Source organism: Gloeobacter kilaueensis JS1 (assembly GCF_000484535.1).
Lineage (GTDB): Bacteria > Cyanobacteriota > Cyanobacteriia > Gloeobacterales > Gloeobacteraceae > Gloeobacter > Gloeobacter kilaueensis.
The window spans coordinates 4,212,244-4,226,237 of the sequence record NC_022600.1 but is presented as its reverse complement, the minus strand read 5'-3'; the positions used below and the strand labels follow the sequence as shown (position 1 = coordinate 4,226,237).

The following is a 13,994-nucleotide window of genomic DNA, read 5'->3' as shown; positions in this document are numbered from 1 at the left end:
CGTGTCAACAAAACGGCTGCTGTGCTTGAGCAACGGCCACGGCGAAGATCTGATTGCCACCCGGATCGCCGAGGCATTGCTCGCCTACGATGTCGAAATTCTCGCTCTGCCGGTGGTCGGTGAGGGAGAAGCCTATCGGCAACTCGGCCTCAAGATCGTCGTGCCGACCCGGACGATGCCCTCGGGCGGTTTTATCTATATGGATGTGCGCGAGTTCTGGAAGGACGTGCGCGGTGGCCTCGGTCGCCTCACCTTTGAGCAGTGGCGCACGCTGCGCCGTCTGGCCCCCGCGTGCGATCTGGTGCTGGCGGTGGGAGACATCGTCGTTCTGGCCCTCGCCTACCTGAGCAAAGCCCCCTACGCCTTCGTCGGCACCGCCAAGTCCGACTATTACCAGGGCGGGCGGCCCACCGACTACACGTCCCTCGAACGCTGGCTTCTCAATCGCCCCGCCTGCCGGGCGGCTTTCCCCCGCGATCGGCTGACCACCGACAACCTGCGCCGCTGGGTGCCCCAGGCCGTCTATCTCGGCAATCCGATGATGGACAAGCTGGAGGCAGGGCCGGATCTGGCCACGGCACCGCCCGCCGGTGCCGTAGTCGCGCTGCTTTTGCCCGGCTCCCGTGCCCCAGAAGCCTGCCGCAACCTCGCCTTGATGCTCCAGGCGGTCGAGCCGCTCGCTGCCACCTTTCCGCAGCCGCTCCACCTGCTGTGTGCGCGGGCGGGCAGCCTGAGCGACGAGGGCATCCGCGCCTATCTGCCCGTGGGCTGGCAGCTAGAAGGACCGCTGCTTCGTCGCGACAAATTGACAGTTCACCTTGAGCAGGGACGCTTTGCCGAATGCCTGCAGCGGTCTCATCTGGTGATCGCGATGGCCGGGACCGCTACCGAGCAGGCCGTCGGCCTGGGCAGGCCCGTTTTTACCCTGGCTGGGGAGGGGCCACAATTTACCCCGCGCTTTGCTGAGGCCCAGACGCGGCTATTGGGCGAGTCGGTGCAACTGGTCGAGGGCGGCCCGGCTGAACTTGCCAGTCGCGTGCGGGTGGTGATGGCCGATGCGCCCCTGCGCGAGCGCATCCGGCTCAACGGCACGGCGCGCATGGGCACGCCGGGAGCTGCCCGCCGGATTGCCCAGCACGTCATCAAGCTCATCACCTGAATCGAACACCTGCATCTTCTTTCCCTCAGAATAAGAGGTGAAAGATAGCTGCCCTTGACCTAGACTAAGTTCTAGCTTTTTTTCAAGGTCCGGGCAGTGAAGCTCCAGCGGTGGCTGTTTCTTGGCATGGCGTTCGTAGCGCTTTTTTTGGGCGCAGGGTGGCTCGGAACGCTCTGGCTGGCTCCGGCGGCGCTTGCCCAGGCAGAAGTACAGCTCAGCCGAACTTTGCAAACGCCCGTACACCTCGGTCGGCTGCAGTGGCTGTTGCCCTGGCAGGTGGTGGTGGGACCGGTAACGATTGCCGGGCGCGAAAAGCCCGATCTGCTGCAGGCCGATCGGGCAGTGGTGGGCTTCGATCTGGCCCGCTTCGTCCTGGGTCAGGGACTCGATGCCCGGCTGAGTCTCGATCGGCCCGTGTTCAGATTGCGGCGCGACAGCGACGGGCGCTTCAATCTGCCTGGGTGGCAGGAGGAGGTGCGCCAGAACAGCCGGACGGTGGGCAGGCTGCTCAGCCAGCTCGTCGTTCGCGACGGCACCTTTTATTACGACGATCGCGTATTTGGCGGCAGAGCGCTCGCGGTGCAGGGGCTGACGGCTGAAGCCCACTTCGACGATCGCGGTGCGCAGCTGGAGCTGACGGCCCCCCTCGGCCAGGGCCAGGTGCAGGCAACCGGCCACAGCGACCTGCGCACGCTCGATACAGTCATCACCGCCCGGCTGGTCGCCATTCCCGCTCCCCTGGCAGCATCGATTTTTAACCTGGGCGATCTGGCGGTCCGCCGGGGGGTGCTCGAAGGGGCGGTGCAACTGCAGCTGCACGACGGCCACTTCAGTGGCAGCGGCCCGTTGCGGCTGGTGGGGGGCGAACTGGTGCTCCATCCGCTCCGGCCTGCCCTCAGAAGCCTCGATGTCAGCGCCCAACTGGCCTGGCCGCAGGTGGTGCTCTCGCGCCTGACAGGTGAGCTGGCCGGTTCCCAGGTGCGCGGCAGAGGCGTCTTCGATCTGCCCGAAGATCTGCGGCTTGACCTGCAACTTGCTGGTCCTCTGGAGCGCAGCGTTCCGGCTTTTACCGTGCCGTCGGTGCCGGTGCGGGGCGAGGCCAAAATTGCCCTCACCGCGACGATTCCCCTGGCCCATGCGGCGGATCTGACCGCCCGTGCCCAGGTTCTGGCGACGACCCCCGTCCGGGTGGACAGGCTGCAGCTTGCTCACTTTGAGAGCACCGTCGAGCTTTCCGGGCTGCGCCTGCGCGGACCCTTTCGCTTTGATCTGGCCCACGGCTCGGTGCAGGGGCAGACCGACTTGAGCTTCGTGCCGGGTACGGAGGCGTTTGTGACTGTCCATGCCACCGGCCACGCCCTGGCGATAGACGAGCTGGTAGCCCGCTACGATGGCCGCCTTCCCCTCGTCGAGCGCGCCGGAGCCATCGACTTTGAGGCGACCGTGCAGGGGGCGGCAAACCGGCTGGGGGTGACGGCAGACTTTAAGCAAAGCGGCGGCCTGCTGCTGGGCAAAACCTTTGAGAGCACCGGCACCGCGATCCTCGACAACAGCAACCTCACCATCGGCCCCACCCGCCTTCGCCTGGGGGATGGTGCCGAAGTGGTGGCGACGGGCGGGGCCGCCCTGGCGGGCTTACGGCCCTTCGATCTCAATCTCGATCTAAGGGCGATGCCCCTGGCGCTTGTGAGTGCGCGCCTGGGGGGCACCGCGCGCGGACAACTTGCCCTGGCGGGCAGCTTGAACACCCTCGCGGCCCTCGCCGGCAACGGCAGTCTGCAGGCAGCCGAGCCGAGGCTCGACGGCCACCGCCTGCCGGCTCTGGCGACGCGCTTTCAGTTGAGCGATGAGCGCCTGCAACTAAAAGTTCTGCGCCTGGGCGGCATCGCTGCGACCGGTACCCTGGCTCTCAACCTGGCCGAACCGGCAGCGCCGCTGCTGCGCCAGGCCGACCTGCGCCTTGCTGTCGATCGCTTTGATCTGGCGGCGGTGCCGGTGCCGGTGCGCCTGCAGGGCGAGCTTTCCGGCAGCGGGACGTTTCGTGGCAATCTCCAAAATCCTGATCTGCGGCTGGCTTTAGAGATTCGGGGGGCTAAGCTGGGCCGCTACCGGGCTCCGCGCCTGACAGGACCCCTCAGCTGGCAGGGCGGAGCGATCCGGGCGCAGTTGCGGGGCGAGGATCAGCTGTGGAGTGGCGGGGCCACTCTCCTGCCCCAGGGCGTGCAACTGCTCTCGCTTAAAATCGCGAGCAACCGCACCCGCATCGATGCAAGCCGGGGCTTCTACGACTTTCGCCAGGGGCTCACGCAGTTGAGCGCCCACGTCCAAGATCTTGAGCTGTCCCAGCTCCTGAGCGCACCGATTGGCCCGATTCGGGCTCTGGCCGGTCGCCTCGACGCCGATATCGACCTTAAGCGCACCGCCCGAGGTCTGAATGGGAGTCTGCAGGTCGATCTCGACGCGGGCAGAGTCAACGAATTTGCCCTCGGGCCTACCCACCTGGCCGCCCGCCTCAGCGGCGATCGCCTTGAGATGGCACCGACGCTCATCGCCATCGAAGATGGCCGCTACACCCTCTCTGGCCAGATCGGGCTCGCTGCCGGCGTTCCCCTTGCCCTCGATCTTGGCGTCGAGGACGGTCGGCTTGAGCAGCTGGTGCGACTTTTGGGCCTGCAGTCGCTCAGTGCCCTGTTTGCCCAGCAGCGCGGCACGGTCTGCTGCGCCAGTCGCCTCGGCCCGCTCAATACCGGCGGTGAGCTGCTGCCGCTGCAGCAGTTGCTCACGGTCTACCAGCAGGCATCTCAGGTGGCCCTGGCCCGCCTCAACGACACCGCCGAGCGCCTGATCCCCGACAACCTGCGGTCGCTGGAGGGCGATTTTGCACTCAAGGCGCACCTGGGCGGTCGTCTCGCTGCGCCCGAGGTGGGCTTCGACTTTTCTGGCACAAGCTGGCAGTGGGAACAGTGGCGACTCGATGCGCTCCAGGCCCAGGGCAACTACCGCGATGGGATATTGAACCTGGATGCCGCCCAGATCCGCTACGCCAACCGCACCGCCCGCCTCAGCGGTCGGCTGTCGCTTGCGGGTGAGCAGGCAGCCCGGCTGGTGGTCGATCGCTTTCCGGTGGAGGTGCTTGAGCCTCTGCTGCCGCAGGCAACAGCGATCGCGGGCAACCTGAGCGCCGAGGCCCAGATCGCGGGCAACCTGCGCGCGCCGGTGGTCTTTGCTGCTGTCAGCTTGAGCAACCTCACCCTCAATCGCCGCACCATCGATCCGGTGCGCACCAACCTCACCCTCGTCTCTGGCCGGATAATCGCCCAGACGACGGCCATCGGTGTCGCAAGTCGCGGCGTGCAGCTGGCCGGTAGCCTGCCGGTGCCCTTTTTGCACCCCGACAACCGCCAGCTGGACATCGATGTCACCCTGCCCGCCGAAAATCTGCCGCTCTTGAATTTGCTGAGCGATCAGCTGGTCTGGCAACCGGCCAGGGGCGATGCCACGATCACGCTCCGGGGCACCTACGACGACGTCCAGATCGATGGCACTGCCCAGATCAGCGCTGCCCACGTCCGGATTCCCCGCCTGCAGACCACCCTGGCGATTGACCGCTTCAAGGCGCGCTTCGATGGCCGCGAGGTACTCGTCGAGGCGCTGGCGGGAAATCTGGGCGGTGCGGCGCTGGCAGGCCAGGGGGCCATCGCCTTGATCCCCCGCGACACCCTCAAGACGCCGCTGCAACTGACGATCGGCGGCAAGATCAATCTACCCGGCCTCTACCGGGGCGCAATAGAAGGTGAGCTGGCCGTTGGCCGCGCTCTATTGCGGCCCCGCATCGGGGGACAATTGCGCGTCAAAGAAGGCGAGCTGCTCCTCAGTCTGCAGGATATTCAGGCGCTCTCCGGCGCTTCCTCGAACCTCCGCTCAGCGGCAAGCAGGCAGGGAGCGGGCCTGGCCTCGTTGCCCCTCTCCTTCGACAATCTGCAGCTGAAGGTCGGCCCCCAGTTTCGGATCAACGTCACAGCCCTCAGTGCCCGGCTCGACGGCCAGCTCGCCCTCGATCGCTCGATCCGCAATTTGAGCATCGAAGGCTACCTCGATGTGCCCCAGGGGGCGCTCACGATCGGTACCGCCAACTTTCGCTTAGATGGCAGTCGCCGCAACGCGCTGTACTTCGACGGCGACCTCGATCCGGCCATCGATCTGCGCGCCGAAGCCCGCGTTTCGGAGTACCGGCCCACCAACGCCCTGCTCCTCGATAGCGGCGAGCTGCGCAATCCCAGTGCGCCGGGCGATCCGGCGAGCCTCGGACGCATTCAGACGATCGACATCGTGGCTACGGTGACAGGCAGCGCCTCTGAACCTGACATCGATCTGGTCTCGCACCCTTTTCGCACCGAGACGGAGGTGCTGGCCCTCATCGGCGGTGGCGGCGGTGCCGGAACACTGCTTACGGGCCTTGTCCCGGCGGTGGGCAGCAGTCTGCTCAATCCGGTCGAGCAGAGCCTCGCCAACGCCCTCGGCCTCGATGAATTGCGCATCGACCTGGCAAGTCAGGTGGCGACGGCCACGCCTCAAAATATTGCCCTGGGCGTCGGCATCGAGGCGATCAAAGACCTGACTCCAGCGGTCTCGGTCTCGGTTTTTAAGAACCTGACCGACAACATTCAACCTGTGCTGTTTGGGGTGCGCTACCGCATCGATGACCAGTTGGTGACCCGGCTCAGTGCCAATGAAAATTTTGATAACGTCAGCTTCTCGATTCAGTTTGAATCGCGGTTTTGAGATCCCTCGCGGCCACCGCTCAGACAGTTCTGCCGCTTTGATGGATAGTGGTGCTGATGGTTAGGGCTGCGCATTAGCAAAATCGCCCTTCGCAAACTGGCCTCCCCGTGCCTGGAGGTCGTACCGTTGGGCGGCAGTAAGGCCGTGACCAGTGCCAAAATGACAACCATCGACGAGCGTGCCGCTCCAGCGCGTCTCATTCAGGGTGGCTCCTCCCAGGTCAGCCCCGCTCAGATTTGCCCGGTCGAAGCGGACAAAAAGCAGATCGGCGCGGATGAGCTTGCAGTGGTGTAGATCGGCGCTGCTCAGATCGCCTCGGATCCAGTTGACGCCCGAAAGATCCAGACCCGCCAGCTCGACGCCGCGCAGGTCCGGAAATTTGACTCGATCGGGATTGCCCAGAAAACGGGCGGCGACAACGATATTTGCCGGGGTGAGGGCCATCTGGGTCAGAAAAAGGCTGTAACGGCTCAGGCCCAGTTGCTGGAGAGTCCGCAGGCGATCTGGGGCGGGTTGGGCGAGAAAACGGGCGGCGAAGGCCCGCACGTCAAAGGCGAGCGGTTGTTGCATTCTTTAACTTTAGTGAGTTTCTTTCTGCTTTTGGTGGGCAGACAAAAGCCGTCGGGGGGTCTCTTGGTTGAGCTGTTTTGAGGAAACAAAAACCATCGGGGGGAGGGGCCCTTCGCGCCCTCCCCCCAAACCCCCCGCCCCGCGTGAGGGGGGCACCCGTGTCCCCCTCACCCTCCCCCCCGACTTTGACGCCTCCGCTACGCACGAGCAGTTCAGGAGCGTGAGGCCAGCAGTCGGTAGAGGTTGGAAGCGAAATAGCCGGATCCGGGAACAAAGGGATCCGTAAGAATATTTATTTCTCTCCCTTCACCATGGGGGGAGGGGGCTGGGGGGAGAGGGTTCCCCGTCCCAGGGCCATTGCCAGGGAACCGACGACGACAAGAACGGCACCGAGAAAGCCGGTGGGGGTAAGGGGCTCCGGCTTGAGCAGGGCGGGCCAGACCTGGGAGGAGGCCCAGACGGCAGCGAGGGTGACAAGGGGGGCAAGGGAGATGACGGCACTGACGCGGGAAGCTTCCCAGTGCTCCAGCGAGGCGGCGAAGGCACCGTAGGCGACGAGGGTGTTGAGGGCGCAGAAGAGGACGACGGCGAGGTGCAGGCTGTCGAGCGTTAAAAGTTGGGCAGGATGGGTGAGGGGAAGGAGGACGAGGGCGCAACCGGCGTAGATGAGCAGCATCGTGGCGGCGGCGGGCAGAACTTTGAGCAGCTGTTTTTGGGCAAGGGCATAGATGGCCCAGACGATCGCACCGACGACGACCAGGCCACTGCCCACGATGTAGGTGGCGGAACTCGTGAGGAGGCTTGCAAGTTGGGCCTGAAAGAACAGGCCAAAGCCTGCGACAAAGACTGCCAGGCCACTCCACTGCAGGCCGGTGTAGCGCTCCTTGAAGATGAGCAGGGCACCAAGGGCCAACAGTACGGGTGAAAGCTGGATCACGACCTCGGCGTTGGAGGCGGAGGTCTGGTGCAGGCCCAGCAAAAACAGGACGTAGTTGGCAGCCAGAAATACGACAGCGAGGGCCAGCAGGCCCCAGTCCAGCGGGCGCAGTTTGGCCAGATCCGGCAGGGACCGCTGCAGGGCAAGAAACGGCAGTAAAAGCGAAAAGGCGATGACGAAGCGAACCCAGGTCAGGGTGTAGCTGTCAAGCTGCTGGAGAGCAATGCTCAGGGCAACAGGTAAGATTCCCCATAAGAATGTGGTGACAAGGGCGAGCCCCAAGCCCAATTGCCAGCGCCCAGAACTGCGGTGCAGGGACATAAAAATGTTTTTTGCCAGAAGAGCTTTACCAGTCTAGCGGGCACACGCTTTTGAAAGCTGTTGTGGCGTGTGAAAGTGTTGGAATGGACGCTTTACTGGTGCTCAGGAGCGCTTTGCTTTTTGTGGGAGAATAGCCGGGTGCCGGAGGGTTGGGATTACCCGATTTTTGGACGCTCCGCCACGCTCTTCAGGCGCAAATGCTTGCCATGACTTTGATCCCCGGCCTGGAGATCAAAAAACTTAGTAGTTCAGAATGAACATTTTGTTCTATATTGAAGAAAGATAGGCCGGTAGTGTTCCTATACAAATCTGATCTGGCCCATCGCTCTATAAAAGTTTTAGGGTTCGCGGGCATCGCTGCGTCTGACTATGGCGCTATTGCCGATAGTGGGGCCGGTTGCTGTCTTGTGGGGAGTGCTCGATCCTCTGTGAGCGTGTGGAGGATGTTTTTTTGCCGGTTGTGATTGAATCTTCTGGAGAACTGTCATGGTGCAGACCAAACGTCAGAATGCTTTTGGGCCGTTGCCCCGCGAGCGGGCACTGGTGCTGTGGTTGGACGAGGTCGGACTGGGCGATATCGAGGTGGTGGGCGGCAAGAACGCCTCGCTGGGAGAACTGATCCGGCAGTTGACGCCTAAGGGCATTCGCGTTCCAGAAGGCTTTGCCATTACCGCTTTTGCGTACCAGAACTTTATTCACTTCAATCGGCTGGAAGCGAAGCTGCGGGCGCTGTTTGCCGATCTCGACATCGAAGATCTGGCCAATCTGCACGAGCGCGGCGAAAAGGCCCGCGCCCTCATTCAGGCTGGGGCGTTGCCCATCGATCTTGAAGCGCAGATTCGAGCCGGTTATCGGCGGCTGTGCGAGCAGTACGGAGTGGATACGGACGTCGCCGTGCGCTCGAGTGCGACCGCCGAGGATCTGCCCGACGCCAGCTTTGCCGGTCAGCAGGAGAGTTATCTCAATATCCAGGGCGAAGAGGCGGTGATCGCTGCGGTGCGGCGCTGCTACGCTTCGCTATTTACCGACCGGGCAATCAGCTACCGCCAGCTCAAGGGGTTCGACCACTTCGCCGTCTCGCTCTCGGTCTGCGTGCAGAAGATGGTCCGCTCCGACCTGGCAGGTTCGGGGGTGATCTTCTCGATCGACCCGGAGAGTGGCTTTGAGAACGCGGTGCTTATCAGCGCCGGTTGGGGATTGGGGGAGATGGTCGTGCAGGGGGCGATCAACCCGGACGAATACATCGTCTTCAAGCCGACGCTGGATCAGGGTTTTCAGCCGATTCTCGTCAAGCGCCCCGGCAGCAAGGAGCGCAAGCTGGTCTACGCCGACGGCGACGAAGGCAGTGTGCTCTTGACGGTGCCCACGACGGCCACCGAGCAGAGTGCCCTGGTGTTGGACGACGAGGAGATCGTCCAGCTGGCGCGCTGGGCGATGCTCATCGAGCAACACTATGGCCGCGTGCGCGGGGTGCCGACCCCGATGGACATCGAGTGGGCCAAAGATGGCAACAGCGGCGAACTGTTTATCGTTCAGGCCCGTCCCGAGACGGTGCAATCGCAAAAGAGCAGCCAGACTTTGATCACCTATCGGCTCACCGGGAGGGGGCCGCTGTTGGTGAGCGGTCGCGGCGTGGGCGAGGCGGTGGGCCGGGGCAAAGCCCGGATCGTGCTCACCCCCGACCAGCTGGAGAGCTTCGAGACCGGCGAGGTGCTCGTCACCGACCGCACCGACCCGGACTGGGAGCCGGTGATGAAAAAGGCGAGCGCCATCGTCACCAACCAGGGCGGACGCACCTGCCACGCGGCGATTATCGCCCGCGAACTGGGCATCCCGGCTATCGTCGGCACCGGCGATGCCACCAGCCGCATCGACGAGGGGCAGCAGATCACCGTCGCCTGCTGCGAGGGCGACGAGGGCCACGTCTACGCCGGACTCGTTCCCTTCGAGCGCAGCGAGGTGGCCCTCCAGACGCTGCCCCGTCCCCGTACCCGGATTCTCCTCAACGTCGGCAACCCATCCGAAGCGTTTCGGCTCGCCACCGCGTTTCCGAACGACGGGGTGGGTCTGGCCAGGTTGGAATTTATCATCGCCAACCAGATCCAGGTCCATCCGCTCGCGCTCCTGCACTTCGACGAGTTGCCCGAGGGGGAGGAGAAGGCGCAACTGGCGGCCCTCACTGCCTCCTACCCGCACCGGTACGACTACTTTGTAGACAGGCTCACCCAGGGTGTGGCGACGATCGCGGCGGCGTTCTATCCAAAGCCTGTGATCGTGCGCCTGTCGGATTTTAAGAGCAACGAGTACGCCGACTTATTGGGAGGGCGCAGCTTCGAGCCCGTCGAAGAAAACCCGATGCTCGGCTGGCGAGGAGCGGCCCGCTACGGCGATGCGCGCTTTCGGGCCGCCTTTGCCCTCGAGTGCCGGGCGCTCAAGCGGGTGCGCGACGAGATGGGCCTCACCAATGTCGTCTTGATGGTGCCCTTCTGCCGCACCCCCGAGGAGGGGCGCTCGGTGATCGCTCAACTGGCGAGCCACGGCCTGGTGCGCGGTGAAAATGGCCTCGAAGTCTACGTCATGTGCGAACTGCCCAGCAACGTCATCCTGGCGGAGCAGTTCGCCCAGATCTTCGACGGCTTTTCGATCGGCTCCAACGACCTCACCCAGCTCACCCTGGGCCTCGACCGCGACTCGGCGGCGGTGGCAGCGCTCTTTGACGAGCGCCACCCGGCAGTCAAAGCGATGATCGCCCTGGCGATTACGACAGTAAAAAAGACGGGCCGCAAGATCGGCATCTGCGGTCAGGCTCCGAGCGACTATCCCGAGTTCGCCCGCTGGCTGGTCGAACTGGGCATCGATTCGATGAGCCTCAATCCGGATGCCGCCGTGCGCACCCGGCTCGTGGTGGCGGCGATCGAGGCGGAGATGACCACCGGAGCCTGACGGTTGCGGCCAGCACACCCACAAGAAGCGGCGGAGCCGGTAGGCTGGAAGTTACTGACTCGAATCGGTGGGAGGGTAGATGCAAAGGATCCTGGTAGCCTTCGATCTGAGCGAAGCGGGCAGGGCCGTCTTTGCCGCCGCGCTGGAACTGGCCCGAGCCACAAAAGCCCACCTGCAGCTGCTGCACGTGCTCTCGGGGGACGAGGAGGGCAGCCCCGCCCTGCCCCTGTCGCTGCCCGGACAGTTCTATCCTTCCCTCGACGACGAACCGCTCAGGCTCTACCTCGAAAGTTACCGGCGCTTCGAGCAGAGCGGGCTCGATCTACTCGAAGCGCACAAGAGCGAGGCGGAGGCCGCCGGTCTGGTGGCTGAGACGACCCAGGTGGCAGGCCATCCGGGCCGCAAGATCTGTGAGCTGGCAGTGAGCTGGCAGGCGGATCTGATCGTGATTGGCCGCCGGGGCCGCTCGACCCTCAGCGCCCTTTTTTTGGGCTCGGTGAGCAACTACGTGCTTCACCACGCCCCCTGCTCGGTCTACGTCGTCTACCACCGACCGAAATAACCGGTTTGTTGCCAAATATCAATTTTTGAATCTTTTTTGCGCCAAACTTTTCACAATAGAAACAACCGTTGTGTGATTCGCAATCGGTTTCAGGGGTTGTCATGCCGTCCCGCGTCATTCGTCCCGGCGGCTCCGGCTCGGAGGACGAAATCTTCTTTGACATGCACACGCCGCTGCATCTGGTCCGGCTCTGGTCGAACTGTCCCCACTGCGGCCAGCGCTCGACCTGGTACCGGCTGGGCAATCGCGTATGGGAGCTATGCCCCGGCCATGGCGTTGCCCGCCAGATGCGCAGCGCCTTTTAGTACACCAGCACTTCCGGGATGTAATCTGAGCGAATCACGATCCGCTCGCCCTGGCGGTGGGCGTGGGTGACCAGGCCCAGCCCGACGATCGAAAGCCAGCCGCGCGGATCGAGCAGTCGCGGGCGCGTGCCCCAACAGAGCCGCTGCAGGGTCATCGTCTTCTGGGTAAAGCGGTTGAAACCAGCACCGTCGCCGCCCGCCAGGGCGGCGAGCATCTCCAGTTCGGCTGTGCGCAGCTGAACGACGGAAGGATCGGCTTTGGGGGCCGCGAGAAGCTCACTGGCAGCGTGCAGCGCCTTGATGACGCGATCGGCGGTAGACGCCGCTCCGGCGCGCAGATCGCGTAGAGCAGCGACGCAAAGGTGCATGTATTCTGGACAGCCCACCGGCGAGTGGCGCAGGATCGGCTCGGGCAGATGCACGAGATTGTCGAGCACCTCGTCGCGGCGGGCGACGATCGCAAGGCAGAAGCTATCGATCCACAGCCGGGCGTTGGCTTGGGGGGTAGGTCCGGTGCCCCTGAGCAGAATGTTTTCACCGGTGGGCAGTCCAAATCCCCAGCTGCCGCTGCCGGCAGGCATCGCCGCCAGGGCGAACAGTCCTCCCAGATGCAGACAGGCGATATCGAGCAGGCTGCGCAATTCCCGATTGCCCGGTTCGAGGACCGAGCGGTAGCGCAAGAGATTGAGAGCGGTGCTGCCGGATTCGGCCAGGATGGCACCGGCATCGCTGTTCGGATCGCCCAGGCGCTGGCCAAGGGCCTGTTTTTGTTCGTCGAACAATTTTTGATAGTAGCTGCGGCCCTGCTCCAGAAGGTCGAGATCGAGGACGTGGCGGGGAATACGCATACAATCGCGGTCCAAGACAGATCAAAAGCAGCGCGTCCCCGCAATGTCGATGGCCAGGACGGACGCTACAGCAGTATCCTACCCTGCCGCCGTTATTCGACGCTGGGGTGAGCTTTTTACCCGTGCTTTTGCGCCTATTTAGCTTGAGGTGTCGATAGTAGTGCCCCGCCGGGGGGGTTGGGGGCGGTGCGCCCAGTTTTATAGCCAGGAAGAGGTGCTATGTCTCAGAACAACCGCGAGTTAGAACAGTTTCTTTATCCCAGTACGCCCTATCGAGGCGAGTTCACACCCGAAAAGTTGCTCTTTCATGCCAACCTGCAGCAGTTTGCCAGACAGGTAGAGTACCTCTGTGCCCTCGAAACCGGCGGCAACATCACAGCGGAAGAAGCCTTTCAACAGATGAACCATCTCTGGAAGGACCTCAAGCACAGCCGGCAGGCTCTCGGCTGGCAGGGCGAGGATTAAGGGATCGCTACTCGACCCCTTCGGCGGCGAGCAGGTAGCTGTAGAGTTGCTCAGGCATCGGCGTGCTGGTGCGCTCGGCTATCTGCTGCCCCTCACTGAAGAGATATTCAAGGAAGGTGCGGGCCACCACCGAGAGTGCCTTGCCCTTGGCGTAGACGACGTGCCACTGGCGGCGAATCGGAAAGCCGACGACATCAAGGATGGCCAGTTTGTCGGTGCCGCCTTCGAGGGCCAGGACGTGGTGCGACAAAATCGATATGCCCAGCCCACCGGCGATCGCCTGCTTGATCGCCTCGCTGCTACCGATCTGCATCTTGACGTTGGGCTGGAGGTTGTACTTGTCAAAGATGCGCTGCACCGTCTGGCGGGTGCCGGAGCCGACCTCGCGCATCAAGAACGGCTCGCGGGCAATCCGCTCCAGCGGGATGTTGCGCTGGTGGGAAAGCGGATGATCCCCCGGTGCGAGGACCACCAGCGCGTCCGCCAGAAACGGCTGGGCCTCGGCTTCAAAGTTTTCGGGGGGCGAGGCGAGAATATAAAGATCTTCGGAGTTGGCGCTCAGCCGCTCCAGCACCCGGCCCCGGTTGGTCACCTTCAGCGACACATCGATATTTGGATAGCGCTGACAAAAAGGCCCCAGAAGGCGCGGCACGAAGTACTTGGCCGTCGTCACCACCGCCAGCCTGAGCGAGCCTTTTTTTAGACCCTGCAGGTCGGCTACGGTCATCTCAAAGCGAGCGAGCTGTTTTGAGATCTCCTCGCAGGTGACGAGCAGTTCGCGACCGGCATCTGTGAGGTACAGCCGCTTGCCAATCTGCTCAAATAGAGGCAGGCCGATACTCTTTGTCAGTTGCTTGATCTGCATCGAGACGGTCGGCTGGGTTAAAAACAGCTCCTCCGCCGCCCGCGTGTAGCTCAAGTGCCGCGCCACTACCTGAAAAAGCTGCAACTGATGAAGCGTTACCTGCATCGGAACCAGACCTCGAACGTTTGCACTTTCAATATAGACTGGGTTCTATGGATTATATAAGAATCATTGACTTTAATTAAATGTAACCATTCTTTAACATACCAGTAGGGCGGCGGGCATGGGGTTGCCAGG

General features: G+C 63.3%; 10 protein-coding genes. 6 read left to right on the top strand and 4 right to left on the bottom strand.

Translation table 11 applies throughout. From position 1 onward, the window contains the following. The first annotated feature begins 1 nt into the window (after position 1). Positions 2-1,159: a lipid-A-disaccharide synthase-related protein gene (locus GKIL_RS19605; RefSeq protein ID WP_023175602.1), complete on the top strand. Its 1,158-nt coding sequence runs from the start codon at positions 2-4 to the stop codon at positions 1,157-1,159. A gap of 96 nt (positions 1,160-1,255) precedes the next feature. Continuing rightward, the gene (locus tag GKIL_RS19600; RefSeq protein WP_023175601.1) at positions 1,256-5,941 is read left to right on the top strand and encodes a translocation/assembly module TamB domain-containing protein; all 4,686 of its coding nucleotides are present in this window, start codon (positions 1,256-1,258) and stop codon (positions 5,939-5,941) included. A 60-nt stretch (positions 5,942-6,001) separates the two neighbouring features. Here GKIL_RS19600 and GKIL_RS19595 read toward each other — a convergent pair whose 3' ends face one another. Beyond that, positions 6,002-6,511, bottom strand: a complete 510-nt coding sequence (locus GKIL_RS19595; RefSeq protein WP_023175599.1) for a pentapeptide repeat-containing protein — start codon at positions 6,509-6,511, stop codon at positions 6,002-6,004. A gap of 292 nt (positions 6,512-6,803) precedes the next feature. After that, positions 6,804-7,769, bottom strand: coding sequence for a DMT family transporter (locus tag GKIL_RS19590; RefSeq protein ID WP_023175598.1), 966 nt, complete (start codon positions 7,767-7,769; stop codon positions 6,804-6,806). Positions 7,770-8,255: 486 nt separating this feature from the next. Between GKIL_RS19590 and ppsA the strand changes: the two genes are divergently transcribed. From ppsA to GKIL_RS19575, 3 genes are all read left to right on the top strand, one after another. Further along, positions 8,256-10,712: a phosphoenolpyruvate synthase gene (gene ppsA / locus GKIL_RS19585; protein WP_023175597.1), complete on the top strand. Its 2,457-nt coding sequence runs from the start codon at positions 8,256-8,258 to the stop codon at positions 10,710-10,712. 79 nt (positions 10,713-10,791) lie between these two features. After that, positions 10,792-11,274 carry a universal stress protein gene (locus GKIL_RS19580; RefSeq protein WP_023175596.1) on the top strand — a complete coding sequence of 161 codons (483 nt, stop codon included), beginning with the start codon at positions 10,792-10,794 and terminating at the stop codon, positions 11,272-11,274. 101 nt (positions 11,275-11,375) lie between these two features. Beyond that, the gene (locus tag GKIL_RS19575; RefSeq protein ID WP_023175595.1) at positions 11,376-11,579 is read left to right on the top strand and encodes a hypothetical protein; all 204 of its coding nucleotides are present in this window, start codon (positions 11,376-11,378) and stop codon (positions 11,577-11,579) included. Here the strand turns inward: GKIL_RS19575 and GKIL_RS19570 are convergent. Next, positions 11,576-12,427, bottom strand: a complete 852-nt coding sequence (locus tag GKIL_RS19570) for an immunity 49 family protein (RefSeq protein ID WP_023175594.1) — start codon at positions 12,425-12,427, stop codon at positions 11,576-11,578. The two genes, GKIL_RS19575 and GKIL_RS19570, sit on opposite strands and share 4 nt — an antisense overlap. Before the next feature lie 219 nt (positions 12,428-12,646). Here GKIL_RS19570 and GKIL_RS19565 point away from each other — a divergent pair, with 219 nt between their 5' ends. Then, positions 12,647-12,892, top strand: a complete 246-nt coding sequence (locus tag GKIL_RS19565) for a DUF7219 family protein (protein WP_023175593.1) — start codon at positions 12,647-12,649, stop codon at positions 12,890-12,892. A gap of 7 nt (positions 12,893-12,899) precedes the next feature. On the opposite strand, the gene GKIL_RS19560 is transcribed toward GKIL_RS19565, so the two are convergent. Then, positions 12,900-13,862 (bottom strand): LysR family transcriptional regulator, encoded by a 963-nt coding sequence (locus GKIL_RS19560; protein WP_023175591.1) that lies wholly within the window; start codon positions 13,860-13,862, stop codon positions 12,900-12,902. Positions 13,863-13,994 lie beyond the last annotated feature (132 nt).

What these genes read in the sequence shown, in the direction of transcription:
- GKIL_RS19595 (WP_023175599.1), bottom strand. Translation starts at nt 6,511, where the DNA reads ATGCAACAACCGCTCGCCTTTGACGTGCGGGCCTTCGCCGCCCGTTTT.
- GKIL_RS19590 (WP_023175598.1), bottom strand. Translation starts at nt 7,769, where the DNA reads ATGTCCCTGCACCGCAGTTCTGGGCGCTGGCAATTGGGCTTGGGGCTC.
- ppsA (WP_023175597.1), top strand. Translation starts at nt 8,256, where the DNA reads ATGGTGCAGACCAAACGTCAGAATGCTTTTGGGCCGTTGCCCCGCGAG.
- GKIL_RS19580 (WP_023175596.1), top strand. Translation starts at nt 10,792, where the DNA reads ATGCAAAGGATCCTGGTAGCCTTCGATCTGAGCGAAGCGGGCAGGGCC.
- GKIL_RS19575 (WP_023175595.1), top strand. Translation starts at nt 11,376, where the DNA reads ATGCCGTCCCGCGTCATTCGTCCCGGCGGCTCCGGCTCGGAGGACGAA.
- GKIL_RS19570 (WP_023175594.1), bottom strand. Translation starts at nt 12,427, where the DNA reads ATGCGTATTCCCCGCCACGTCCTCGATCTCGACCTTCTGGAGCAGGGC.
- GKIL_RS19565 (WP_023175593.1), top strand. Translation starts at nt 12,647, where the DNA reads ATGTCTCAGAACAACCGCGAGTTAGAACAGTTTCTTTATCCCAGTACG.
- GKIL_RS19560 (WP_023175591.1), bottom strand. Translation starts at nt 13,862, where the DNA reads ATGCAGGTAACGCTTCATCAGTTGCAGCTTTTTCAGGTAGTGGCGCGG.